This window comes from Kitasatospora herbaricolor, assembly GCF_030813695.1.
Classification (GTDB): domain Bacteria; phylum Actinomycetota; class Actinomycetes; order Streptomycetales; family Streptomycetaceae; genus Kitasatospora; species Kitasatospora herbaricolor.
This window is the reverse complement of sequence record NZ_JAUSVA010000002.1, coordinates 6,112,385-6,137,861: the sequence shown is the minus strand read 5'-3', so window position 1 is coordinate 6,137,861 and position 25,477 is coordinate 6,112,385. Positions and strand designations below refer to the sequence as shown.

Genomic DNA, 25,477 nt, shown 5'->3' with positions numbered 1-25,477 from the left:
AACGATCGGTGACCCTACCGGGTTCCCGGCCGTCCCCGCCAGCGAAAGGGCACGGCCACCGGCGCGGGGCGGCGCCCGGGCTCCCCCGCCGGCGCCCCGCACGGCCCGGGCGCCCCCGCGTCGGCACTCACTTCTGCTCCAGCCAGTGGTGCATCACGGTCAGCAGGTGGTCCGTCTCGACCGGCTTGGTGATGTGGTCGGTGGCACCGGCCTCGATGCTCTTCTCCCGGTCGCCCTTCATCGCCTTCGCGGTCAGCGCGATGATCGGCAGGCCCGAGAACTGGGGCATCCGGCGGATCGCCTCGGTGGTCGCGTAGCCGTCCATCTCCGGCATCATGATGTCCATCAGCACCAGCGCCACGTCCTCGTGCTGCTCCAGCACCTCGATGCCCTCCCGGCCGTTCTCGGCGTACAGCACCGTCAGGCCGTGCTGCTCAAGGACGCTGGTGAGGGCGAAGACGTTGCGGATGTCGTCGTCCACGATCAGCACCTGCTCACCGTCGAACCGGCCGTCGAAACGCCCGTCCGGCCGCGCCACGGCGCCCGGGCGGGCGGCCGGCTCGGTCTGCTGCCGCGGGAGGCCCTCCTCGGCGGCGGCCGCCCGGCGGCGCTCGACGGCGCCCCGGCGACGCTCCTCCGCCAGCTCCCGCACCTCCTGGGCCCAGTGCTCGGCCGGGTTCTCCCCCACCGGCACCGGTGTGCCCACCGGCGTCACGCCGACCGAGGCACGGACCGCCGGGGCGGTCGGGCGCTCGTGGACGGACGGGTCGGGGGCCTCGCTGCGCAGCGGCAGGTAGAGGGTGAAGGTGGAGCCGCGGCCCAGCTCGCTCTCGGCGTGGATCTCGCCGCCGAGCAGCCGGGCGATCTCCCGGCTGATGGAGAGCCCGAGGCCGGTGCCGCCGTACTTGCGGCTGGTGCCGCCGTCGGCCTGCTTGAACGCCTCGAAGATCTCCCTCAGCTTGTTGCCGGGGATGCCGATCCCGGTGTCCGAGACCGAGAACGCCACCAGCTCCTCGTCCGGGTCGCCGATCGCGCCGGCCTCCAGCAGCTGCTCGCGCACGTGCTGCGGCACATCGGCGCCGGCCGGGCGGATGTACAGGTCGACGGCGCCGGAGTCGGTGAACTTCACCGCGTTGGAGAGCAGGTTGCGCAACACCTGCTGGAGCCGCTGCTCGTCGGTGTGCAGGGTCACCGGGAGCTCCGGCGAGACCCGGACGGCGAAGTCCAGGCTCTTGTCCACGGTGAGCGGCCGGAACGCCGCCTCGACGTAGTCGACCAGCTGGACCAGCGCGATCTTCGCCGGACGGACGTCCATCTTGCCCGCCTCGACCTTGGAGAGGTCGAGGATGTCGTTGATCAGCTGGAGCAGGTCGGAGCCGGCACCGTGGATGGTGTCGGCGAACTCGACCTGCTTCGGCGAGAGGTTGCCCTCGTTGTTGTCGGACAGCAGCTTGGCCAGGATCAGCAGCGAGTTCAGCGGGGTGCGCAGCTCGTGCGACATGTTCGCCAGGAACTCGCTCTTGTACCGGGAGGCGAGGGCGAGCTGCTCGGCGCGCTCCTCCAGGACCTGCCGGGCCTCCTCGATCTCGCTGTTCTTGATCTCGATGTCGCGGTTCTGCTGGGCGAGCTGCTCGGCCTTCTCCTGCAGCTCCTCGTTGGTGCGCTCCAGCTCCTCCTGACGGGCCTCCAGCTCGGCGGAGCGCATCGAGAGCTCGGCGGTCAGCCGCTGCGACTCCAGCAGCAGGCCCTCCGTCTTGGTGTTGACGCTGATGGTGTTGACCGTGACGCCGATCAGGTCGGCGATCTGGTTGAGGAAGTCCAGCGCCACGGTGGTGAAGGAGCTGAAGGTGGCCAGTTCGATGACGCCGAGCAGCCGGCCCTCGAACAGCACCGGCAGCACCACCACGTGCGCCGGCGAGGCCTCGCCCAGCCCCGAGGCGATCTTGAGGTATCCGGGCGGCGCCTCCTTCAGGATGATCGAGCGCTTCTCCACCGCCGCCTGGCCGACCAGCGACTCCCCGGGCCGGAAGGTGGTCGGCATCGCCCGCCGCTGGTAGCCGTAGCTGCCGATCAGGCGCAGCACGGTGTCGTTCTCGTCGTCGTCCTCGGTGATCATTTCGGCGGTCCGGCCGGCCGGCTGGGCGAGGAAGAAGGCGCCGTGCTGCGCGGAGACCACCGGCGTCAGCTCGGTCATGATCAGCGAGGCCACGGCCTCCAGGTCCCGGCGGCCCTGCAGCAGACCGGTGACCCTCGCCAGGTTGGTCTTCAGCCAGTCCTGCTCCTGGTTGGTCCGGGTGGTCTCCCGCAGGTTGGCGATCATCTGGTTGATGTTGTCCTTGAGCTCGTCGAGCTCGCCCGAGGCGTCCACGTCGATCCGCAGCGACAGGTCGCCCCTGGTCACGGCGGTGGCGACCTGGGCGATCGCGCGCACCTGCCGGGTCAGGTTGTTGGCGAGCTCGTTCACCGACTCGGTGAGGTCCTGCCAGGTGCCGTCCACGCCCGGCACCCGGGCCTGGCCGCCCAGGATGCCGTCGGTGCCCACCTCGCGGGCCACCCGGGTCACCTCGGCCGCGAACGAGCCGAGCTGGTCGACCATGGTGTTGATGCTGGTCTTGAGCTCCAGGATCTCGCCCCGGGCGTCCACGTCGATCTTCTGCGACAGGTCGCCGCGGGCCACCGCAGTGATGACCAGGGCGATGTTGCGGACCTGCCCGGTCAGGTTGTTCGCCATCAGGTTGACGTTGTCGGTCAGGTCCTTCCAGATGCCCGCGACGCCCGGCACCCCGGCCTGGCCGCCCAGGATGCCGTCGGTGCCCACCTCGCGGGCCACCCGGGTCACCTCGACGGCGAACGCCGACAGCTGGTCCACCATCGTGTTCAGGGTGCCCGCGAGGGCCGCGACCTCGCCCTGCGCCTCGATGGTGATCTTCTTGGAGAGGTCGCCGCGGGCCACCGCGGTGGCGACCTCCGCGATGTTGCGGACCTGGCTGGTCAGGTTGGACGCCATGAAGTTGACGTTGTCGGTCAGGTCCTTCCAGATGCCCGACACCCCGCGCACCCGCGCCTGGCCGCCCAGGATCCCCTCCGTGCCCACCTCGCGGGCCACCCGGGTCACCTCGTCCGCGAACGCCGACAGCTGGTCCACCATCGTGTTGACGGTGGTGACCAGCTCCAGGATCTCCCCGCGGGCGTCCACGGTGATCTTCTTCGACACGTCGCCGCGGGCGACCGCCGTGGTCACCTCGGCGATGTTGCGCACCTGGTCGGTCAGGTTGTTCGCCATGAAGTTGACGTTGTCGGTGAGGTCGCGCCAGACGCCCGCCGCGCCCGGCACCTGCGCCTGGCCGCCGAGCCGCCCCTCGGTACCGACCTGCCGGGCCACCCGGGTCACCTGCTCGGCGAAGCCGGAGAGCTGGTCCACCATCGTGTTGATGGTGTTCTTCAGCTCCAGGATCTCGCCCCGGGCGTCCACCTCGATCTTCTGCGACAGGTCGCCGCGGGCCACCGCCGTGGTCACCTGCGCGATGTTCCGGACCTGCCCGGTCAGGTTGTTCGCCATGAAGTTGACCGAGTCGGTCAGGTCGCGCCAGACCCCGGCCACTCCCGGCACCTGCGCCTGACCGCCCAGCCGCCCCTCGGTGCCCACGTCCCGGGCGACCCTGGTCACCTGCGCGGCGAAGGAGTTGAGCTGGTCCACCATCGTGTTGACGGTGTTCTTCAGCTGCAGCATCTCGCCGTCGACCTCGACGGTGACCTTCCGGGAGAGGTCGCCCTTGGCCACCGCGGTGGTCACCTCGGCGATGTTGCGCACCTGCGCGGTCAGCCGGCCGGCCATCGTGTTGACCGAGTCCGCGAGGTCCTTCCAGCTGCCCGAGACACTGCGCACCCGGGCCTGGCCGCCGAGCTTGCCCTCGGTGCCCACCTCGATGGCGACCCGGGTCACCTCGTCGGTGAACTCGGAGAGCTGGTCGACCAGTCCGTTGACGGTGCGGCCGATCCGCAGGTATTCGCCGCGCAGCGGATGGCTCACCCCGTTGGTGTGGACCGAGCGCAGTTCCATCTTCTGTTCGAGGTCGCCGTCGGCGATCGAGGTGAGCACCCGGCCGACCTCGGCCATCGGGCGCGCCAGGTCGTCGATCAGCGCGTTGCAGTTGTCCACCGCGGCCATCCAGGCGCCCTCGCCCGCGCCGGTCTCCAGCCGCTCGGACAGCCGCCCCTCACGGCCCACCGCCCGCCGGACCCGCGCCAGTTCACCCGTCAGGTGCTGGTTCCGCTCGGCGACCTCGTTGAAGACCGCGGCGATCTCGGCCAGCGGACCGTCCCCCGGCACCGTCAGCCGCCGCTTGAAGTTGCCGTCACGCATCGCCGTCAGCGCCGCCAGCAGCTTGCGCAGATCGGCGGGCTCGGCGCCCCGGGCGTGGTTCGGGCGCCGTCCGGCGGTGCCCCGAGGCGCCGCCCCGGACCGTCCGCCGCGTGCGGCGGACGGAGTCGTGCCGGTCGCGTCCTTGGTGGCCGAACTCAACGGGACCCTCCCACATCGTGAACTGTCCAGTACCGCCCGGAACCGCGCGGGCACAGGCACCGGTGCGGCCGAAAACCGCTGCGGGGACCGTCCGGCCCGCCGGCACCGCATCGACCGTACTGCGCGATCAGGTCGTTGCGGACCCCCCAGTCTGGCAGTACTGGCACCGGGTGTACGGCCGGTTGCGCTCGGTTGGTACGACTCCCGGCCAAACACGTGCCCAGAATCACCCTCCGGTGCTTGTTTCGGCTCCCTGTCCCCACGGGGAACCAACCGGAAAGTAGGGTGGAGCGCTGCACCGGGCCACGAGTCGTCCCGGCGCCGCCACCACCCGGCAGGCGCAGCAGGCGATTCGCCCCCGGACCGTCCGCCGTGTGCGGCGGGCAGCCGGACCAGAGCAGAGGAGAAGTGGCAACGTGGTCACCGCGCGCGCAGCCGCCACCTTCGGACCAGTGGGCCGGTCGGCCGCGGCCGCGCGCGGCTTCGTCCGGGACGCCCTGCTGAGCTGGGGGCTGCCCGAGGTCGTCGACGACGCCGTCGTCCTGGTGAGCGAACTCGTCACCAACGCCGTCGTGCACGCCGGCACCGCCGCCGAGGTCTGCTGTCTGCGCGAGGACGAGACCGTCCGGGTCGAGGTCACCGACCACCACCCCGAACGCGGCCTGCCGGCCTTCGCCGACGTCCCCGACGCGGGCGTCGAGGTGTACGCGGACCCGGACGACGAGGGCGGCCGCGGGCTGCTGATGTGCTCGGCGCTCTCCTCCTGCTGGGGTGTCGAGTACGCGGCCGGACGCAAGACCGTCTGGTTCCGCCTCGCGCTGCCCGACCACGTGATCGGCACCAGGTACGCCGAGCCCGCCGCCCCCGGCGACGAACTGCCCAGCACCGACGGGCCCGTGCACGTCGCCGTCGTCCAGGTCGACGAGCGCGCCCGGGTGCTGGCCTGGAACCCCGACGCCGAAGCGCTCTTCCGGCACCGCTCCGAGGACGTGCTCGGCCGCCCCTGGGCCGAGTTCGCCGCCTGGCCCCAGTCGGCCGGCATCGGCCTCGGCCTCGACGAGACCCTCCGCCTGGCCCGCTGGGAGGGAAGCTTCGGCCTGCGCCGCGGCGACGGACTCACCGTCGAGGTGTACGGCGTGCAGATCCGGGTCCGCGACGCCGAGGGCGTCCCGTCCACCCTCTGCCTGCTGGTGCGCGAGGTCGACCGCGCCGTCCTGCGCTCCCCGGCGCGCACCCACGGCGGCGATCCGGCCGGCCCCGCCGACGCGCCCTTGGACCTGCTCGCCGGGGCGGCCGCGCCGGACGACCTCGGCGCACTGCTGCAGCGCACCGTGGAACGTGCCCGGGACCTGCTGGACGCCGACGCCGCGTACCTGCTGCTGGTCACCGACGACGAGAGCGAGTTCGAGGTCCGCGCCGCCACCGGGCTGACCGCCGGCCGCCGCCGCTACGACCGCTTCCCGGTCGACCCCAACCGCAGCCGCTTCGACGCCGCCCGGCTGCCCACCGTGCACGAGGACCTGGCCCTCCGGCCCGCGCCCGTCCCGCTGCTCAACGGCAGCGGACTGCGTTCGCTGATCACCGTCCCGCTGAAGGTGGACGGCCGGCTGATCGGCTCGCTGGGCGTGGCCGCCGCCCCGCCCGGCCGCTACGACAACGAGGACGCGCTGCGCCTGCAGTTCGCCGCCGACCGGGTCGCCCTCGCCCTGGAGAGCGCCCGGCTGGCCGAGCTGGAGCGGCTGCGGCGCGGCTCGCTCTCCTTCCTAGTGGAGGCCTCCGAACTGCTGGCCGGCACCCTCGAGCACGAGCAGACGCTCGCCCTGATGGCACAGATGGCCGTGCCCACACTGGCCTCCTGGTGCGCCGTCTACACCACCGGCGAGCAGGGCGGCCCGGCCTCGCTCGCCTTCGTCCTGCACCAGGACGAGGACCGGATCGACCCGCTGCGCTACGTGCTCGACAAGATCGCCGCCCCGGAGGCCGACCCGGCCCCGGGCACCCGCTTCTGGACGGCGCCGGCCGAGGCGGCCCGCACCGGCGGCCTGGCCGACAGCCCGGAACTGACCGGCCTGCTGGGTGAGACGGTGGTGCTGCCGCTGGCCGCCCGCAACCGGGTCATCGGGCTGCTCGTCCTGGGCGCCCCGGCCGGTGTCCGGTTCCGCCAGGAGATGCTCGAACTCGCCGAGGACCTCTCCCGTCGCGCCGCCCTCGCGCTGGACAACTCCCGTCTCTACTCCGAGCGCACCGCCACCAGCCAGGCGCTCCAGCGCAGCCTGCTGCCACCGGAGTTGCCCGAGATCCCCGGCGTCGAGGTGGACGTGTTCTACCAGGCCGCCGGCGAGGGCAACGAGGTCGGCGGCGACTTCTACGACCTCTTCCCGATCCGGGAGGGCACCTACGGCTTCGCGATCGGCGACGTGTGCGGCACCGGCCCCGAGGCCGCCTCGGTGACGGGCCTGGCCCGCCACTCGCTGCGGCTGCTCGCGCGCGAGGGCCTGGACGCGCCGCAGGTCCTGCGGCGGCTCAACGCGGCCATCCTGGACGAGGGTTCGCGCAGCCGCTTCCTGACCCTGCTGTACGGCGAGCTGACCCCCAGGGCGGACGGCTGCACCGAACTGTCGCTGGTCTGCGCCGGCCACCCGCTGCCGCTGCGGCTGCGGGTCGACGGACAGGTCGACCAGGCCGCCACCCCGCAGCCGCTGCTCGGCGTGATGGAGGAGCTGGAGCTCACCGCCGAGCACCTGGTGCTGCATCCGGGCGAGGTCCTGCTCTGCGTCACCGACGGCGTCACCGAACGCCGCGAGGGCCTGCGGATGTTGGGGGACGACGGCCTCGCCCAGGTGCTCAGCGGCTGCACCGGGCTGACCGCCGGCGCGGTGGCCGCCCGGGTCCAGCGGGCCGTGGAGCGCTTCGCCCCCGAGCCCCCGTCGGACGACATGGCGATCCTGACCCTGCGGGTGCCCGCCCAGCGAGTGGGCTGACCGTACGTCAGGCCGTGGCCAACTCGTAACGCCCGGGCGACGGTTCACCCGGGCGGTCAACCCCGTTCACCAAGTGGCCAATCGTGGGCGGCCCACAACGGCGGACCATACAAATTGTGCCATTCACAAGGGTACAAGCGGCCACCGGCCGGGTACACCGGATTCACCGGGGAATCCCCCGGAGGGGACACCGACCAGCGGCTACGCCGTTGGCACTTCACTGACCGCAGCCGTTCGCACGTCGATTTTCCGTGCGCCCTCGGCCGGCCACGCGCAGCCACCTCATCGCTCGCATTGACAGCGCCTCAGGCGCGCCCAGAGTGAAAGGAGCCTCCGGTGAGCAACGAAGCTACCGGGGCGCAGAACGCCCGGTCCTCAGGAGCCGACGCCGGTTCCCTCGGATATCTCGCACTCGGCCTGACCCTCCTCGCCTACGGCCTGCTCTCCACCGGCATCTTCAGCGGCACCGGTGCCAAGGACGCGGCCACCCTCGCCCACCTGGTCGGCGGGCTGACCCTGTTCGTCGCCGGCCTCTGGCAGCTCCGCTCGGGCGAGGGCTTCACCGGCACCGCCTTCACCAGCCTCGGGGCCTTCTGGGCCACCTGGTCGGCGGCGGGCGGGGCGGGCAAGAACGCCGCCGGCCTGTTCCTGCTGCTGTGGGCGCTGCTGGCGCTCACGCTGACCGCCGCCGGCTGGAACTCCGGCCTGTTCAGCCGCGCCGTGTACGGCCTGCTCACGGTCTCCCTGGTGGTCTCCGCGATCGCCGTCCTCGGGAGCTCCGGCGGACTCGCCAAGGTCGGTGGCTGGCTCGCCGCCGCGTCCGGCCTGGTCGCCTGGTACTGGGCCACCGCCGCGCTGACCAACAGCGGGTGGGGCCGGGCGGCACTGCCGGTCAAGTAGCGCGGCCGGCCGGCGGGCGCCGCGAGGAGCGGTCGGCCCGCCCGACCGGACACCGTGGCCGGTACGGATACCCCGCGCCGGCCACGGCCGCCGAACGAACCGTGGGCCGGGCCTCGTCCAGAGGCCCGGCCCACGGGTGTGCCGGCTCGAAGCGGGCCTGCCCGGCCGCTGACCGCACAGGCCTGCCAGGCTCGGCCGGGCCGCCGCCCACGCCCTCAGTGCCGTACGGGCGCCCCTCGCGGTGCCGTACGCGGCTCGACGGCCTCCCGGGCCGCCAGGCGAGCCGTGCGGTACCGCCGGACCGCCCACTGCGCCGTGTAGGCCAGCGCCAGGATCACCAGCGCGACCAGCCCGTCCGCCCAGAAGTGGTTCGCGGTGACCACCACCACCCAGACCGTGACCAGCGGGTGCAGGACGATCAGCCAGCGCAACGCGCTGCGGGACACCACGATCACCGTGACGGCCGCCAGGACGCACCAGGCGACGTGCACCGACGGCATCGCCGACAGCTGCGCGGCCACCACCACTCCGCCTACCGCTCCTCCGTAGACGGACTGCCCGTACTCGGCCGCGACGTCGACGAAGCCGCTCTCCGGCAGCATCCGGGGCGGCGCGACCGGGATGAACTGGACGGCCAGGCAGACGGCCGTGGTGAGCACCACCGTGGTCCGCACCCAGGCGTACCGGGAGCGATGGCGGACGAATACCCAGAGCAGCACCGCGATCATGACGGCGAAGTGCATCGACGCGTAGTAGTAGTTGGCGGCCTTCACCACCACCGGGTACGGGGTGACGGCGGCCTGCCAGCCGGCCTCGTCGGGCAGGCCCAGCGCCAGTTCGGTGCGATGGATCCAGGCCGCCCGGTCCAGCGCGTGGTCGGCGCTCATCAGCGAGAGCCGGCCGACCAGCTGCCAGAGCGCGAAGAGCGCCAGCAGGATGCCGGCCTCCCGCAGCATGCTGCCCAGCGAGGGCCGCCGCAGCCGCTTGGCCGCGTACCCCGCGGCGAGGAGGGCGACCGAGGCTCCGCCGGCTGTCTGCCACGTAAGGGTCAGGTTCTGCACTGGACGCGCCTCCACCGAGCTCAGGTTGTGCTGGGGAGACGTTAACGCAAAAATGCCCCCTCCCGAACGGGAGGGGGCATTTTTGGAATGATTGTTCGGCGGCGTCCTACTCTCCCACAGGGTCCCCCCTGCAGTACCATCGGCGCTGTAAGGCTTAGCTTCCGGGTTCGGAATGTAACCGGGCGTTTCCCTCACGCTATGACCACCGAAACACTATGAAACTGTCACCGCACCGCACGATCCCGTGGCCCGGGACATGCGGGGTCGTTGTTTCAGAACAACACAGTGGACGCGAGCAACTGAGGACAAGCCCTCGGCCTATTAGTACCGGTCAGCTCCACCCCTTACAGGGCTTCCACATCCGGCCTATCAACCCAGTCGTCTACTGGGAGCCTTACCCTCTCAAGGAGGTGGGAATACTCATCTCGAAGCAGGCTTCCCGCTTAGATGCTTTCAGCGGTTATCCCTCCCGAACGTAGCCAACCAGCCATGCCCTTGGCAGGACAACTGGCACACCAGAGGTTCGTCCGTCCCGGTCCTCTCGTACTAGGGACAGCCCTTCTCAATATTCCTACGCGCACAGCGGATAGGGACCGAACTGTCTCACGACGTTCTAAACCCAGCTCGCGTACCGCTTTAATGGGCGAACAGCCCAACCCTTGGGACCTACTCCAGCCCCAGGATGCGACGAGCCGACATCGAGGTGCCAAACCATCCCGTCGATATGGACTCTTGGGGAAGATCAGCCTGTTATCCCCGGGGTACCTTTTATCCGTTGAGCGACGGCGCTTCCACAAGCCACCGCCGGATCACTAGTCCCTGCTTTCGCACCTGCTCGACCCGTCGGTCTCACAGTCAAGCTCCCTTGTGCACTTACACTCAACACCTGATTGCCAACCAGGCTGAGGGAACCTTTGGGCGCCTCCGTTACTCTTTAGGAGGCAACCGCCCCAGTTAAACTACCCACCAGGCACTGTCCCTGATCCGGATCACGGACCCAGGTTAGACATCCAGCACGACCAGAGTGGTATTTCAACGTCGACTCCACAACCACTGGCGTGGCTGCTTCAAAGTCTCCCACCTATCCTACACAAGCCGAACCGAACACCAATATCAAGCTATAGTAAAGGTCCCGGGGTCTTTCCGTCCTGCTGCGCGAAACGAGCATCTTTACTCGTAATGCAATTTCACCGGGCCTATGGTTGAGACAGTCGAGAAGTCGTTACGCCATTCGTGCAGGTCGGAACTTACCCGACAAGGAATTTCGCTACCTTAGGATGGTTATAGTTACCACCGCCGTTTACTGGCGCTTAAGTTCTCAGCTTCGCCGAGACGAATCTCGACTAACCGGTCCCCTTAACGTTCCAGCACCGGGCAGGCGTCAGTCCGTATACATCGCCTTACGGCTTCGCACGGACCTGTGTTTTTAGTAAACAGTCGCTTCTCGCTGGTCTCTGCGGCCGGCCCCAGCTCACGGAGTAAATCCGATCACCAGTTCCGGCCCCCCTTCTCCCGAAGTTACGGGGGCATTTTGCCGAGTTCCTTAACCATAGTTCACCCGAACGCCTCGGTATTCTCTACCTGACCACCTGAGTCGGTTTGGGGTACGGGCCGCCATGAAACTCGCTAGAGGCTTTTCTCGACAGCATAGGATCATCCACTTCACCACAATCGGCTCGGCATCAGGTCTCAGACTATGTGTTGCGCGGATTTGCCTACGCAACGTCCTACACCCTTACCCCGGGACAACCACCGCCCGGGCTGGACTACCTTCCTGCGTCACCCCATCGCTCACCTACTACCCTGTTGGGTCAGCGGCTCCACCACGTCCCATTGTCCGAAGACTCCGGGCCGGCTTCGCGGCTTTAGCATTCAGAGGTTCGACGTTGGCGCTTCAAAGCGGGTACGGGAATATCAACCCGTTGTCCATCGACTACGCCTGTCGGCCTCGCCTTAGGTCCCGACTTACCCTGGGCAGATCAGCTTGACCCAGGAACCCTTGGTCAATCGGCGCAAGAGTTTCTCACTCTTGTATCGCTACTCATGCCTGCATTCTCACTCGTGTCCCGTCCACAACTGGATTCCTCCGCTGCTTCACCCGGAACACGACGCTCCCCTACCCATCACAGCAGGCGTTGGCCCTGTTGCTGCAATGACACGACTTCGGTGGTGTGCTTGAGCCCCGCTACATTGTCGGCGCGGAATCACTTGACCAGTGAGCTATTACGCACTCTTTCAAGGGTGGCTGCTTCTAAGCCAACCTCCTGGTTGTCTCTGCGACTCCACATCCTTTCCCACTTAGCACACGCTTAGGGACCTTAGTCGGTGTTCTGGGCTGTTTCCCTCTCGACCATGGAGCTTATCCCCCACAGTCTCACTGCCACGCTCTCACTTACCGGCATTCGGAGTTTGGCTAAGGTCAGTAACCTGGTGAGGCCCATCGCCTATCCAGTGCTCTACCTCCGGCAAGAAACACGTGACGCTGCACCTAAATGCATTTCGGGGAGAACCAGCTATCACGGAGTTTGATTGGCCTTTCACCCCTAACCACAGGTCATCCCCCAGGTTTTCAACCCTGGTGGGTTCGGTCCTCCACGAAGTCTTACCTCCGCTTCAACCTGCCCATGGCTAGATCACTCCGCTTCGGGTCTTGGGCATGCAACTGAAACGCCCTATTCGGACTCGCTTTCGCTACGGCTACCCCACACGGGTTAACCTCGCTACACACCGCAAACTCGCAGGCTCATTCTTCAAAAGGCACGCAGTCACGAGACACACAGCAAGCTGCATGTCCGACGCTCCCACGGCTTGTAGGCACACGGTTTCAGGTACTATTTCACTCCGCTCCCGCGGTACTTTTCACCATTCCCTCACGGTACTATCCGCTATCGGTCACCAGGGAATATTTAGGCTTAGCGGGTGGTCCCGCCAGATTCACACGGAATTTCTCGGGCTCCGTGCTACTTGGGAGAAGCTCAAGTGAGCCGCTGATGTTTCGTCTACGGGGGTCTTACCCTCTACGCCGGACCTTTCGCATGTCCTTCGACTACACCAACGGTTTCTGACTCACCCAGCCGCCGGCAGACGACTGAAGAACTTTCCCACGACCCCTCATACGCAACCCCTGCCGGGTATCACACGTATCAGGTTTAGCCTCATCCGGTTTCGCTCGCCACTACTCCCGGAATCACGGTTGTTTTCTCTTCCTGCGGGTACTGAGATGTTTCACTTCCCCGCGTTCCCTCCACATACCCTATGTGTTCAGGTATGGGTGACAGCCCATGACGACTGCCGGGTTTCCCCATTCGGAAACCCCCGGATCAAAGCCTGGTTGACGGCTCCCCGGGGACTATCGTGGCCTCCCACGTCCTTCATCGGTTCCTGGTGCCAAGGCATCCACCGTGCGCCCTTAAAAACTTGGCCACAGATGCTCGCGTCCACTGTGCAGTTCTCAAACAACGACCAGTCACCCACCATCAAACCCCCGAAACGAGGATCATCAAGTAGGACCGGCACTGAAGCAACGACCATACGGCCGTTCCCTCAGGACCCAACAACGTGCCCGACACGACCCAACCCCATCAGATGCTTTCCACGCGCCGAAGCGCAGTACTTACGGTCGATGAGACCGAACCGTGCCGAATAGTCAACGTTCCACCCATGAGCAACCGTGCGAGACATTTGCTCGCATTCGGCTATGTGCTCCTTAGAAAGGAGGTGATCCAGCCGCACCTTCCGGTACGGCTACCTTGTTACGACTTCGTCCCAATCGCTGGTCCCACCTTCGACGGCTCCTCCCCTTACGGGTTAGGCCACCGGCTTCGGGTGTTACCGACTTTCGTGACGTGACGGGCGGTGTGTACAAGGCCCGGGAACGTATTCACCGCAGCATGCTGATCTGCGATTACTAGCAACTCCAACTTCATGGGGTCGAGTTGCAGACCCCAATCCGAACTGAGGCCGGCTTTTTGGGATTCGCTCCGCCTCGCGGCATCGCAGCCCTTTGTACCGACCATTGTAGCACGTGTGCAGCCCAAGACATAAGGGGCATGATGATTTGACGTCGTCCCCACCTTCCTCCGAGTTGACCCCGGCAGTCTCCTGTGAGTCCCCATCACCCCGAAAGGCATGCTGGCAACACAGAACAAGGGTTGCGCTCGTTGCGGGACTTAACCCAACATCTCACGACACGAGCTGACGACAACCATGCACCACCTGTATACCGACCACAAGGGGGCGACCATCTCTGGCCGTTTCCGGTATATGTCAAGCCTTGGTAAGGTTCTTCGCGTTGCGTCGAATTAAGCCACATGCTCCGCTGCTTGTGCGGGCCCCCGTCAATTCCTTTGAGTTTTAGCCTTGCGGCCGTACTCCCCAGGCGGGGAACTTAATGCGTTAGCTGCGGCACCGACGACGTGGAATGTCGCCAACACCTAGTTCCCAACGTTTACGGCGTGGACTACCAGGGTATCTAATCCTGTTCGCTCCCCACGCTTTCGCTCCTCAGCGTCAGTAATGGCCCAGAGATCCGCCTTCGCCACCGGTGTTCCTCCTGATATCTGCGCATTTCACCGCTACACCAGGAATTCCGATCTCCCCTACCACACTCTAGCCTGCCCGTATCGAATGCAGACCCGGGGTTAAGCCCCGGGCTTTCACATCCGACGCGACAGGCCGCCTACGAGCTCTTTACGCCCAATAATTCCGGACAACGCTCGCACCCTACGTATTACCGCGGCTGCTGGCACGTAGTTAGCCGGTGCTTCTTCTGCAGGTACCGTCACTTGCGCTTCTTCCCTGCTGAAAGAGGTTTACAACCCGAAGGCCGTCATCCCTCACGCGGCGTCGCTGCATCAGGCTTTCGCCCATTGTGCAATATTCCCCACTGCTGCCTCCCGTAGGAGTCTGGGCCGTGTCTCAGTCCCAGTGTGGCCGGTCGCCCTCTCAGGCCGGCTACCCGTCGTCGCCTTGGTAGGCCATTACCCCACCAACAAGCTGATAGGCCGCGGGCTCATCCTGCACCGCCGGAGCTTTACACCAACCCCCATGCGGAGGAAGGTCATATCCGGTATTAGACCCCGTTTCCAGGGCTTGTCCCAGAGTGCAGGGCAGATTGCCCACGTGTTACTCACCCGTTCGCCACTGATCCACCCCGAAGGGCTTCACCGTTCGACTTGCATGTGTTAAGCACGCCGCCAGCGTTCGTCCTGAGCCAGGATCAAACTCTCCGTGAATGTCTGCTCGTAATCGAGCGGCCACTCGCGTTGAGCGGCACGGCAACCACCGGAATAGGGCGGCCCCGCGCACTGCGTCCTCGCTAGTGTTTTGTTACTAAAGGAATCTCCAACCCCGATCAGAGATCGAGGCCGGGGATGTCAACATATCTGGCGTTGACTTTTGGCACGCTGTTGAGTTCTCAAGGAACGGACACTTCCTTCGAGCCACTCTCGTGAACTCTCCGGGCGCTTCGTTCTTTCGTGTTTCAAGCTTATCAGATGTTTTCCGCTCCGTTTTCCGGAGTTTCGCTTCCCTGCCTTGCTTTCCTTCGGCCTTTCGGCACTCCCAGACTCTACCAGAGCCTTTCGTGCTTCCCGGCCTTCAGGAGGGTTTCGTCGGCCCGACCTGACGGTCCGTCCGACGACTCAAACTCTAGCCCAGCCCCGCCCCGAAAGGCGAATCCAAGCCAATCCGCTAAACACACACATGCCAATTAACCGCACAGGAATACGCCGAAGCGAAAAACCCATGACGATGCGATGGGAGGTGGTTCATGGAGTGGCCGCCCCGGGACCGTCCGCGCTGACTGCGTGTCCGGTGCTCCCTGCCGAGCGACTAGGGAACACTACGCCGTTCCCGGCGACGAAGCAAACAGGGCCTGCCGGCCGCGTCGAACGCGGCCGGCAGGCCCTGAGGGCGAGGTGCGGGTTGGCTCAGCTGTTGGTCGGGAAGCCCAGGTTGATGCCGCCGTGCGACGGGTCCAGCCAGCGCTGGGTGACGGCCTTGCCGCGGGTGAAGAACTGGACGCCGTCCGGTCCGTACGCGTGGCTGTCCCCGAAGAGGGAGGCCTTCCAGCCGCCGAAGGAGTAGTAGGCGACCGGCACCGGGATCGGCACGTTGATGCCGACCATGCCGACCTCCACCTCGTGCTGGAAGCGCCGGGCGGCGCCGCCGTCGTTGGTGAAGATCGCCGTGCCGTTGCCGTACGGGTTGGCGTTGATCAGCTCCAGGCCCTCGTCGTACGAGGCGACCCGCACCACCGAGAGCACCGGACCGAAGATCTCGTCGTTGTAGACGGACATGCCGGGCTTCACGTGGTCGAACAGGGTGGGGCCGAGCCAGAAGCCGTCCGCGGTCGGTGCGCCGTTGGCGTCCTCGGCGGCGATCGGGTGCTTGCGACCGTCCACAGCCAGCTCCGCGCCGTCCGCAACGCCGGACTCCACGTAGGAGGTGACCTTGTCGCGGTGCTGGCCGGTGACCAGCGGGCCCATGTCGGAGTCGCCGTTGCAGCCCGGGCCGACCTTGAGGGTGGCCATCCGCTGCTTGATCTTCTCGACCAGCTCGTCGCCGATCGGGTCCACCGCCACCAGGACGGAGACCGCCATGCAGCGCTCGCCCGCCGCGCCGAAGCCGGCGTTGATGGCCGCGTCGGCGCTGAGGTCGAGGTCCGCGTCGGGCAGGACCAGCATGTGGTTCTTCGCCCCGCCGAGGGCCTGCACGCGCTTGCCGTAGCGGGTGCCGGTCTCATAGACGTAGCGGGCGATCGGGGTGGAGCCGACGAAGCTGACGGACTTGACGTCCGGGTGCTCCAGCAGGCGGTCGACGGCCACCTTGTCACCGTGCACGACGTTGAAGACGCCGTCGGGCAGCCCGGCCTCCTTCCAGAGCTCCGCGATGAAGTTCGCGGCGGACGGGTCCTTCTCCGAGGGCTTGAGCACCACGGTGTTGCCGGCCGCGATGGCGATCGGGAAGAACCACATCGGCACCATGGCCGGGAAGTTGAAGGGCGAGATGACGGCGACCGGGCCGAGCGGCTGGCGGATCGAGTAGACGTCGATGCCGGTGGAGGCCTGCTCGGTGAAGCCGCCCTTGATCAGCTGCGGGATCCCGCAGGCGTACTCGACGACCTCCTGGCCGCGGGCGATCTCGCCGAGGGCGTCCGAGTGCACCTTGCCGTGCTCGGAGACGATGATCGCGGCCAGCTCGTCCTTGCGGGCGTTGAGCAGCTCGCGGAAGTTGAAGAGCACCGTGGTGCGCTTCGCCACCGAGGCGTGGCGCCACTCGGCGAAGGCGGAGGCCGCGGCCGCGACCGCCTGGTCGACCTCGGCGATGCCCGCGAAGTCGACGTGACCCGCCACCTGGCCGGTGGCCGGGTCGAAGATGTCGCCGCGGCGCGGCGCGGAACCGGCGGTGGCGACGGGCGCGCCGCCGATCCAGTGGGTGAGGTGCTTGGTCACGTTGGGCTTGCTCAAGATCGTCTGCCTCCGAAGTCCCGGGCGGCACTCCGCCGGTCCCTTTGTGCGGCGCCGCCCGGGAACGGCCGGGCGACGGGATCACGGGGCTACCGCGCTCGTTCTCCAGTCTGGTCCGCACCGCGCCCCGCCTCAACGAGCAGGCTGACGGGTATCCGCGATTCAGCCTTACAGGTCGTCGGGGGTGTCCGCCGGACGGCCCAGCAGGGGCGGGGCGGGGCGGCCCGGCTGCGGGGGCCGTCAGCGGCAGGGGTGGACGAGATCGGCGGCCGCCTCGTGCAGGGCGAACTCCAGCAGCGCCGGGTCGGTGAGCCGCCCCGAGCCGTCCGGCGGGACCAGCCAGCGCACACCGCTGCCCCGCCCGGCCGGATGCGGGACGACGATCCAGCTGCCGTTGCCCGCCGTCCGCACCCCGGTGCCGAGCCAGCGGGCGGCGGTGCCCACCGGGACCAGGAAGCCCAGGTGCTCGTCGCCGAAGTCGGCGTACACCGGGCCCGGTCCGCCCGGGTGGCGGGCCAGGGCGGCGAGAGCGGGCCGCCCCAGCGAGCCGGCCACCAGCAGGACGTCCCAGCGCCGGCCGGCCGGCAGCAGCACCAGGCCGGCGCTGGCGCGGTGCCATTCCCGTCGGCAGGCCTCCGGGTCGGGGGCCGCCTCGGCGAGCCAGTCCAGCCCGGCGGACGGCCCGACGGACGGCGGCTCCCCCGAGCCGCCGGAGGGTCCCCCGGCCGATCCCTTGCTGTCCATGACCTGTCCTCCGCTCGTTCGGTACGGCGGGTTCCGCTGCCTGCCGTCACCGTGGAGAGGGACCCGGCCCCGGGGTCTTACACCGTTCCGCCGAGCTGCACGGGTTCTGCACAGTTCGGCGCCGCGGCCCCAGGAGCCCGGCGGGCGGGAACGTGGGCGGACGGGATCGCGGCCGGACGGACAGCGGCCCGGACAGCACGGCGGGGCGCACCCCCGGTACAGGGATGCGCCCCGGGTCCCGAAGGCCCGTGCCGGACGGGAGCCGTCCGGGCGCAGTCAGCTGTCGAAGCCGAGTCCGAGCCGGTCCAGCGTCCGCAGCCAGAGGTTGCGGCGCCCACCGTTGCGGTCGGCGCGGTCCAGCGACCACTTGGTCATCTCGATCCCCGCCCACCGCACCGGCTCCGGCGGGAACGGCAGCGGCTTGCTGCGCACCATCTCCAGCGAGGTCCGCTCGGTCCGCTCGCCCGCCAGCAGGTCGAGCATCACCTCCGCGCCGTAACGGGTGGCGCCCACGCCGAGGCCGGTGTACCCGGCCGCGTAGGCGACCCGGCCCCCGTAGGCGGTGTCGAAGAACGCGGAGAAGCGGGTGCAGGTGTCGATCGCACCGCCCCAGGCGTGGGTGAAGCGCACCCCCTCCAGCTGCGGGAAGCAGCGGAAGAAGTTGGCCGCCAGTGTCCGGAAGGTCTCCGGCCGCTGGTCGTACTCCTCCCGCACCCTGCCGCCGTACTGGTAGACGGCGTCGTAGCCGCCCCACAGGATGCGGTTGTCGGCGGAGAGCCGGAAGTAGTGGAACTTGTTGGCGCTGTCGCCGAGGCCCTGCCGGCCGCGCCAGCCGATCGCGGCCAGCTGCTCGGTGCTCAGCGGCTCGGTCATCAGTGCGTAGTCGTACACCGGCACCACGAACGGGCGGACCCGCTTCACCAGCGACGGGAAGACGTTGGTGCCGAGGGCCACCCGCCGGGCGAAGACCCGGCCGTAAGGGGTGCGAACGGCCATGCCGCCGCCGTGCTCGGCGAGCGCGGTGGCCTTGGTCCGCTCGAAGATCCGCACGCCCTGGCCGAGGCAGGCCTGCTTCAGGCCCCAGGCCAGCTTGGCCGGGTGGACCATCGCCACGCCCTCCTTGTCCCAGACGCCGCCCAGGAAGGTGGGCGAGTCGACCTCGGCCCGCAGAGCGTCGGCGTCCAGGACGGTGAGTTCGAGGCCGTGGTCGGCGACGGCCTCGGCGATCTCGTGCAGCTCCGCGAGCTGGTGCGGCTGGGTGGCGACGTCGATCTCGCCGGTCCGCTCCCACTCCGCGTCGATGCCGTAGCGCTTGAGCGTGTCCTCGATGGCCTGCAGGTTGGCCGCGCCCTGGCGCTCCAGCTCGGCCAGCTCGCCGGGCCAGCGCTGCAGGCCGTTGCCGAAGCCGTGGGTGAGGCTGGCGGCGCAGAACCCGCCGTTGCGCCCGGATGCGGCCCAGCCGACCTCGTTGCCCTCGACGAGAACCACGTCGAGGGACGGGTCCCGCTCCTTGGCGATCAGCGCCGTCCACAGGCCGGAGTAGCCGCCGCCGACCACCAGCAGGTCGCAGGTGGTGTCGCCGACGAGGGCGGGCAGTGCCTCCGGCCGGCCCGGGTCCTCCAGCCAGAAGGGGGTGGGCCTGGCGTCACTGAGCGCGCGGGCGGAGTCCATGCATTATCAGCCACTTTCTGGACATTGAGGGTGATTTCGGTGCAACACTGGGGAGCCTACCCGGGCCCGGACCGCCCGTCCCTGACCGGAGGTCAGGCGACGGCCTTACGCCGGTTCCCGAGCCACTGGCCCCCGACGGTCAGGGCGACCGCGGCGATGAACATCGCGGTGCCGATGACGTTCACCTGGACCGGGATGCCGCGCTGCGAGGCGCCCCAGACGAACATCGGGAAGGTCACGGTGGTCGGGCCGGAGTTGAACTGGGTGATGATGAAGTCGTCGAAGGAGAGCGCGAAGCTGAGCAGCGCGCCGGCCGCGATGCCGGGGGCGGCGAGCGGCAGGGTGACCCGCAGGAAGGTCTGCACCGGGGTGGCGTAGAGGTCCTGGGCGGCCTGTTCCAGCCGGGGGTCCATGCTCATCACGCGGGCCTTGACCGCTGTCACCACGAAGCTGAGGCAGAACATGATGTGGGCGATCAGGATGGTGACGAACCCGAACGGGATGCGCATGTTGAGGAAGAGCGTGCCCAGCGAGGCGGCCATCACGACCTCGGGCATCGCCATCGGCAGGAAGATCATCGCGCTGGTGGCGCCCCGGCCCCGGAAGCGGTAGCGGGCCAGCGCGAAGGCGACCATGGTGCCGAGCACCGTGGCGCCGATCGTGGCCAGCACGGCCACCTGCAGGCTCAGCGACAGCGACTGGCACATGTCGGCGACGCCGCACGGGTTGGTCCAGGCGTCGGTGGAGAACTCGGACCACTCGTAGTTGAACTTGCCCTGCGGCTTGTTGAAGGAGAAGGCCAGCACGACCAGGTTCGGCAGCACCAGGTAGGCGAGGGCGAGCACACCCGCCAGCACCACCAGGTGGGACCGGATCCACGTGAAGATTCGGGACATCAGACCAGTTCCTCCGTCCCGGCCTTGCGCATGTAGACCGTCACCATGCCCAGGATCAGGGCCATCAGGATGAAGCTCAGGGCAGCTGCCGTCGGGTAGTCGAGGACGTTCAGGAACTGCTTCTGGATGCCGTTGCCGACCATCTGCTCGCTCGGCGACCCCAGCAGCTGGGCGTTGATGTAGTCGCCCGAGGCCGGGATGAAGGTGAGCAGGGTGCCCGCGACGACACCCGGCAGCGAGATCGGGAACGTGACCTTGCGGAAGGTCGTGAACGGGCGGGCGTACAGGTCGCCGGCCGCCTCGTGCAGGCGCGGGTCGATCCGCTCCAGCGAGGTGTAGAGCGGCAGGATCATGAACGGCAGGAAGTTGTACGTCAGGCCGCAGACCACCGCGAGGGGCGTGGCCAGCACGCGGTCGCCGGAGGTGAGGCCGACGGCGCTGGTCAGGTCCAGGACGTGCAGGGCGTTCAGCGCGCCGACCACCGGGCCGCCGTCCGACAGGATCGTCTTCCAGGCCAGCGTGCGGATCAGGAAGCTGGTGAAGAACGGCGCGATCACCAGGATCAGAATGACGTTGCGCCAGCGCTTGCTCGCCTTGAAGGCGATCGTGTACGCCAGCGGGTAGCCGATCGCCAGGCAGAGCACGGTGGCGATGGCCGCGTAGGAGAACGAGCGGACGAAGTGCCACTTGTACTCGCCCAGCGCGTCCCAGTAGGTGGCGAAGTGCCAGGTGAGCTTGAAGCCCTGCTCCAGCGAGCCGGTCTGCAGCGAGGTGGAGCCCTGGTAGACCATCGGCACCGCGAAGAAGACCACCAGCCAGGCGATGCCCGGCAGCAGCAGCCAGTACGCGGTGAGCTTGCGGCGCGGCCGGCGGGCCGGCGGCGCCGCGGCGTCGTCGGGTGGTATCGCCCGGGCCGGCGCGGGGGCGGTGGTGGACGTCATGCCGCCGCCTCCCCGGTGCCCGCGTCGATCGCCTGGGCGGCGTCCATGCCGAAGGAGTGGGCCGGGTTCCAGTGCAGGACGACCGGCGCGCCGGGGACGATCCGGGCGTCGCGCTCCATGTTCTGCTCGAAGACCGCGACCTCCTGGCCGGCGTCGGTGCGCACCACGTACTGGGTGGAGACGCCGATGAAGCTGGAGTCGACGACGGTGCCGCCCAGCCGGTTGCGGTTGTCCGCGACCTCGACCGAGGCGTGCGCGATGGTGATCTTCTCCGGGCGCACGCCCAGGTAGATCTCCTTGGCCTCGGTGGCGCAGCGGGCCTTCGGCACGGCCAGGCGCACGCCGCCGGCCGAGAGCAGCAGGTCGGTGCCCTCGGCACCGGTGACCTGGGCGGTGATCAGGTTGGACTGGCCGAGGAAGTTGGCCACGAAGGTGCTGGCGGGGTTCTCGTACAGGTCGGCGGGGGCGCCGAGCTGCTCGACCCGGCCGCCGTTCATCACCGCGATGGTGTCGGCCATGGTCATGGCCTCCTCCTGGTCGTGGGTGACGTGCACGAAGGTGATGCCGACCTCGGTCTGGATCCGCTTGAGCTCCAGCTGCATCTGCCGGCGCAGCTTGAGGTCGAGGGCGCCGAGCGGCTCGTCCAGCAGCAGGACCTGCGGGTGGTTGATCAGCGCCCGGGCGACCGCGACGCGCTGCTGCTGGCCGCCGGAGAGCTGGTGCGGCTTGCGCCGGGCGAACTGGCCGAGCTCGACCAGCTCCAGCATGTCCTCGACCTGCTTCTTGACGTCCTTGCGGCCGCGGCGGCGCAGGCCGAACGCGACGTTCTCGAAGATGTCGAGGTGCGGGAAGAGCGCGTAGCTCTGGAAGACGGTGTTCACCGGCCGGCGGTAGGGCGGCAGCGCGGTGACGTCCTGGCCGCCGATCACCACGGTGCCGCTGGTGGGCTCCTCCAGGCCGGCGATCATGCGCAGGGTGGTGGTCTTGCCGCAGCCCGAGGCGCCGAGCAGGGCGAAGAAGGACCCCTGGGGCACCGTCAGGTCGAGCGGGTGGACGGCGGTGAAGGCGCCGTAGGTCTTGCCGATGCCGGTGAGGCGGACGTCGCCGCCCGCGGCCGAGTCGCGCAGCTGGTCTGTCATGGTCTCTCTCTGTCTGCTGCCGTTGGGTCTGATGCCGTCAGGTGGGGTCAGGCGCCGATCAGTTTGGAGAACTTCTCCTCGAAGTCGCTCTCCTCGGCCTCGTTCAGGGAGCGGAAGACATGGACCTTGGCGGCCATCTCGGGGGTGGGGACGACCAGGGGGTTGGCCGCGGTGTCCGGGTCGAGGGCGGCGAGCGCCTCCTTCATGCCGGTGACGGCGGAGACGAACCCGATGCCAGCGGTGAGCCGGGCCGCGATCTCGGGCCGGTAGTAGAAGTCGATCAGGCGCTCGGCGTTGGCCTTGTGCTGCGCCCGGGCCGGGATCACCATGTTGTCGGTGGAGGAGACGTAGCCCTTGTCCGGGATCACGAACTCGATGTCGGGGTTGTCCGCCTTCAGCTGGATGAGGTCGCCGCCCCAGGCGAGGCAGGCCGCGATGTCGCCGGAGGAGAGCTCCTGGCCGTAGTCGTTGCCGGTGAACTTGCGGATCTGCTTGGAGTCGACGCCCTTCTGCAGGCGGGCGACGGCGGCCGCGTAGTCGTCGGCGGTGAACTTCGCCGGGTCCTTGTCCATGTCCAGCAGGGTCATCCCGATGGTGTCGCGCATCTCCGACAGGAAGGTCACCCGGCCCTTGAGCTCGGGGTCGTCGAGCAGCTGGCTGACGCTGGTGACCGGCTTGCCCTTGGTGGCCTTGGAGTTGTACGCGATGACGACCTGGATGCCGGCCCAGGGGTAGCTGTACAGGCGGCCCGGGTCCCAGTCGGGGGCGCGGAAGCGGGACTCGATGTTGGTGATGGCCGTGGTGATGTTGGACTGGTTGAGCTTCTGCACCCAGCCGAGCCGGATCAGCCGGGCGACCATCCAGTCGGTGAGCACCATGACGTCGCGGCCGGTGTCCTGGCCGGCGGCGAGCTGGGGCTTGACCTTGCCGAAGAACTCGACGTTGTCGTTGACGTCCTCGGTGTACTTGACCTTGATCCCGGTGGCCTCGGTGAAGGCCTCGACGGTGCCGTGCTTCTCGGTGTCGTTCTCGTCGGTGTCGACGTAGAGCGGCCAGTTGGAGAAGTTGACCTCCTTGTCGCTCTCCGAGCGGTCCTCGGCGGCGTTCGCGAGGGAGTCACCGGTGCCGGTGGTGCGGGCCGGCGGGATGCCGCAGGCCGCGAGGGTGCCCGCCCCGGCGGTCAGAGCCGCCGCGCGCAGCATCGTGCGCCGGGTCAGCGCGGCACGGCCGCCCGCCAGGCTGCGTTCCCAGGCCTTGCGGACGGGCTCTGGCAGGCCGTCGGTGATCTCGTTGAGCTCCATGCTGGAACGCCCTCCCGGGGGAAGTGAGGGGGACGGCCCGCCGGTGACCGTGGGGGTGGCGGGCCGTCCACGAGGGGTTATCTGTCTCCGAAGACGGTGCGGTGCCAGTCCTTGCGGACCACCGCGGTGGTGTCGTACATGACGTGCTTGACCTGCGTGTACTCGTCCAGCGAGTACTGCGACATGTCCTTGCCGTAGCCGGAGGACTTGTAGCCGCCGTGCGGCATCTCGCTGATGATCGGGATGTGGTCGTTGACCCAGACACAGCCGGCCGCGATCTCGCGGGTGGCGCGCAGGGAGCGGTGGATGTCGCGGGTCCAGGCGGAGGCGGCCAGGCCGTAGGGGGTGTCGTTGGCGAGGCGCAGGCCCTCCTCGTCGCTGTCGAAGGGCAGGACGACCAGGACCGGGCCGAAGATCTCGCCCTGGACGACCTCGCTGTCCTGGGCGACGCCGGTGATCAGCGTCGGCCGGTAGTAGGCGCCGCGGGCGAGGTCGGTGCCGTCGTGGCCCTTGGCGGGGGCGTGGCCGCCGGCCGCGACGACGGCGCCGTAGCCGCGGGCGCGCTCGACGAAGCCGGCCACCCGGTCGCGGTGGGTGAAGGAGACCAGCGGGCCGAGGTCGGTCCGCGGGTTGAGCGGGTCGCCGAGGCGGACGGATTCGAAGAGTTCGGCGACGCCGGCCACGAAGGCGTCGTAGAGCGGGCGCTGGACGTAGGCGCGGGTGGCGGCGGTGCAGTCCTGGCCGCTGTTGATCAACGATCCGGCGACCGCGCCGTGGACGGCGGCCTCCAGGTCGGCGTCGTCGAAGACCACGAAGGGCGCCTTGCCGCCCAGCTCCAGGTGGGTGCGCTTGGCGGTGGCGCTGGCCAGCTCGGCGACCCGCTTGCCGACCGGGGTGGAGCCGGTGAAGGAGACCATGGCGACACCGGGGTGCGCGACCAGGTGCTCACCGGCGCCCGGTCCGGCGCCGGTGACGACGTTGACGACGCCGTCCGGGATACCGGCCTCGGTGCAGGCGCGGGCGAACATCAGCGAGGTGAGCGGGGTCAGCTCGGCAGGCTTGAGCACGATGGTGTTGCCGGCCGCGATGGCCGGGAGGATCTTCCAGGCGGCCATCTGCAGGGGGTAGTTCCACGGCGAGATCGACCCGATCACGCCGATCGCCTCGCGGCGGACGTAGGAGGTGTGGTCGCCGGAGTACTCACCGGCCGCCTTGCCCTCCAGGTTGCGGGCGGCGCCGGCGAAGAAGGCGGTGTTGTCGACCGTCCCCGGGACGTCGAACTCGGTGGAGAGCTTGATCGGCTTGCCGGTCTGCGCGGTCTCGACCCGGGCCAGGTCGTCGGCCGCGTCGGCGAGCACGGCGGCGAGCTTCAGCAGCGCCTCGGAGCGGGCGCCGGGGGTGGCGCCGGCCCACCCGGGCAGGGCGGCCCGGGCGGCGGCCACGGCGGCGTCGACGTCCCCGGTGGAGGCCAGGGTGACCTGCTGGACGACGCTGCCGTCGGCCGGGTTGACGACCTGGAAAGGCTGGTTCCCGGTGCCCTGGGTCTGCCTGCCGGCGATGTACTGCGCGCCCGCGCTGAAGTCGGTCAGGTCCATCGTGGTTCCTCCATGTGCCCGGTTCTTCGGCTGCCGCCCTGACGAGCAGCGTGATTGCTGCACGTCATGCTGCCCGCGCCGCTCTGCGCGGGCCCGTAGCCGGTGGCGGAGCGGCTGGTCGAGTCGCCGCCTGGCGGTACGGGAGCCCCCGCTGTCGTCGCGGGCGGCCCGATTGATCACCGAGGTGCGTGATCCTGACATCGCTGTGTTGCCGCTACAAGGGATTCCGCCGTTGCTTTCTGGTTACGCGACGGATT

Annotated in this window: 12 protein-coding genes and 3 rRNA genes; 2 read left to right on the top strand and 13 right to left on the bottom strand. The window is 68.5% G+C overall.

Annotated elements, in window-relative coordinates; all coding sequences use genetic code 11:
- Window positions 1-127: 127 nt before the first annotated feature.
- Window positions 128-4,522, bottom strand: coding sequence for a HAMP domain-containing protein (locus J2S46_RS27070; protein WP_442358322.1), 4,395 nt, complete (start codon window positions 4,520-4,522; stop codon window positions 128-130).
- 416 nt (window positions 4,523-4,938) lie between these two features.
- Here J2S46_RS27070 and J2S46_RS27065 point away from each other — a divergent pair, with 416 nt between their 5' ends.
- A complete protein-coding gene (locus tag J2S46_RS27065) occupies window positions 4,939-7,503 on the top strand; it encodes a SpoIIE family protein phosphatase (protein WP_191291987.1) in 2,565 nt (854 codons plus the stop codon).
- Between the two features lie 336 nt (window positions 7,504-7,839).
- Complete coding sequence (locus J2S46_RS27060; protein ID WP_191291988.1) at window positions 7,840-8,403, top strand: GPR1/FUN34/YaaH family transporter; 564 nt, start codon at window positions 7,840-7,842, stop codon at window positions 8,401-8,403.
- Between the two features lie 215 nt (window positions 8,404-8,618).
- On the opposite strand, the gene J2S46_RS27055 is transcribed toward J2S46_RS27060, so the two are convergent.
- The 12 genes from J2S46_RS27055 to J2S46_RS27000 form a co-directional block, all read right to left on the bottom strand.
- Entirely contained in the window at window positions 8,619-9,479 is an 861-nt protein-coding gene (locus tag J2S46_RS27055) for a phosphatase PAP2 family protein (RefSeq protein WP_229913010.1), read from the bottom strand.
- 78 nt (window positions 9,480-9,557) lie between these two features.
- Window positions 9,558-9,674: ribosomal RNA gene (rrf, locus tag J2S46_RS27050) — 5S ribosomal RNA — on the bottom strand.
- A 91-nt stretch (window positions 9,675-9,765) separates the two neighbouring features.
- Window positions 9,766-12,887 (bottom strand): 23S ribosomal RNA (locus tag J2S46_RS27045).
- A gap of 287 nt (window positions 12,888-13,174) precedes the next feature.
- Window positions 13,175-14,698: ribosomal RNA gene (locus J2S46_RS27040) — 16S ribosomal RNA — on the bottom strand.
- Together the 16S, 23S and 5S rRNA genes form the textbook arrangement of a ribosomal RNA operon.
- Window positions 14,699-15,394: 696 nt before the next feature.
- Window positions 15,395-16,933 carry a CoA-acylating methylmalonate-semialdehyde dehydrogenase gene (locus J2S46_RS27035; RefSeq protein ID WP_370882249.1) on the bottom strand — a complete coding sequence of 513 codons (1,539 nt, stop codon included), beginning with the start codon at window positions 16,931-16,933 and terminating at the stop codon, window positions 15,395-15,397.
- Window positions 16,934-17,173: 240 nt separating this feature from the next.
- The gene (locus J2S46_RS27030; RefSeq protein WP_229913130.1) at window positions 17,174-17,677 is read right to left on the bottom strand and encodes a bifunctional DNA primase/polymerase; all 504 of its coding nucleotides are present in this window, start codon (window positions 17,675-17,677) and stop codon (window positions 17,174-17,176) included.
- A gap of 276 nt (window positions 17,678-17,953) precedes the next feature.
- Complete coding sequence (locus J2S46_RS27025) at window positions 17,954-19,348, bottom strand: NAD(P)/FAD-dependent oxidoreductase (protein ID WP_191292668.1); 1,395 nt, start codon at window positions 19,346-19,348, stop codon at window positions 17,954-17,956.
- 92 nt (window positions 19,349-19,440) lie between these two features.
- Window positions 19,441-20,244, bottom strand: a complete 804-nt coding sequence (locus J2S46_RS27020) for an ABC transporter permease (RefSeq protein ID WP_073927417.1) — start codon at window positions 20,242-20,244, stop codon at window positions 19,441-19,443.
- Window positions 20,244-21,185, bottom strand: coding sequence for an ABC transporter permease (locus J2S46_RS27015; protein WP_073927416.1), 942 nt, complete (start codon window positions 21,183-21,185; stop codon window positions 20,244-20,246). The genes J2S46_RS27020 and J2S46_RS27015 overlap by 1 nt, the downstream gene beginning before the upstream one ends.
- Window positions 21,182-22,324 carry an ABC transporter ATP-binding protein gene (locus tag J2S46_RS27010; RefSeq protein WP_191292667.1) on the bottom strand — a complete coding sequence of 381 codons (1,143 nt, stop codon included), beginning with the start codon at window positions 22,322-22,324 and terminating at the stop codon, window positions 21,182-21,184. The genes J2S46_RS27015 and J2S46_RS27010 overlap by 4 nt, the downstream gene beginning before the upstream one ends.
- A gap of 47 nt (window positions 22,325-22,371) precedes the next feature.
- Window positions 22,372-23,625: a polyamine ABC transporter substrate-binding protein gene (locus J2S46_RS27005; protein WP_191292666.1), complete on the bottom strand. Its 1,254-nt coding sequence runs from the start codon at window positions 23,623-23,625 to the stop codon at window positions 22,372-22,374.
- A gap of 77 nt (window positions 23,626-23,702) precedes the next feature.
- Window positions 23,703-25,220 carry a gamma-aminobutyraldehyde dehydrogenase gene (locus J2S46_RS27000; RefSeq protein WP_191292665.1) on the bottom strand — a complete coding sequence of 506 codons (1,518 nt, stop codon included), beginning with the start codon at window positions 25,218-25,220 and terminating at the stop codon, window positions 23,703-23,705.
- Between the last annotated feature and the right edge of the window lie 257 nt (window positions 25,221-25,477).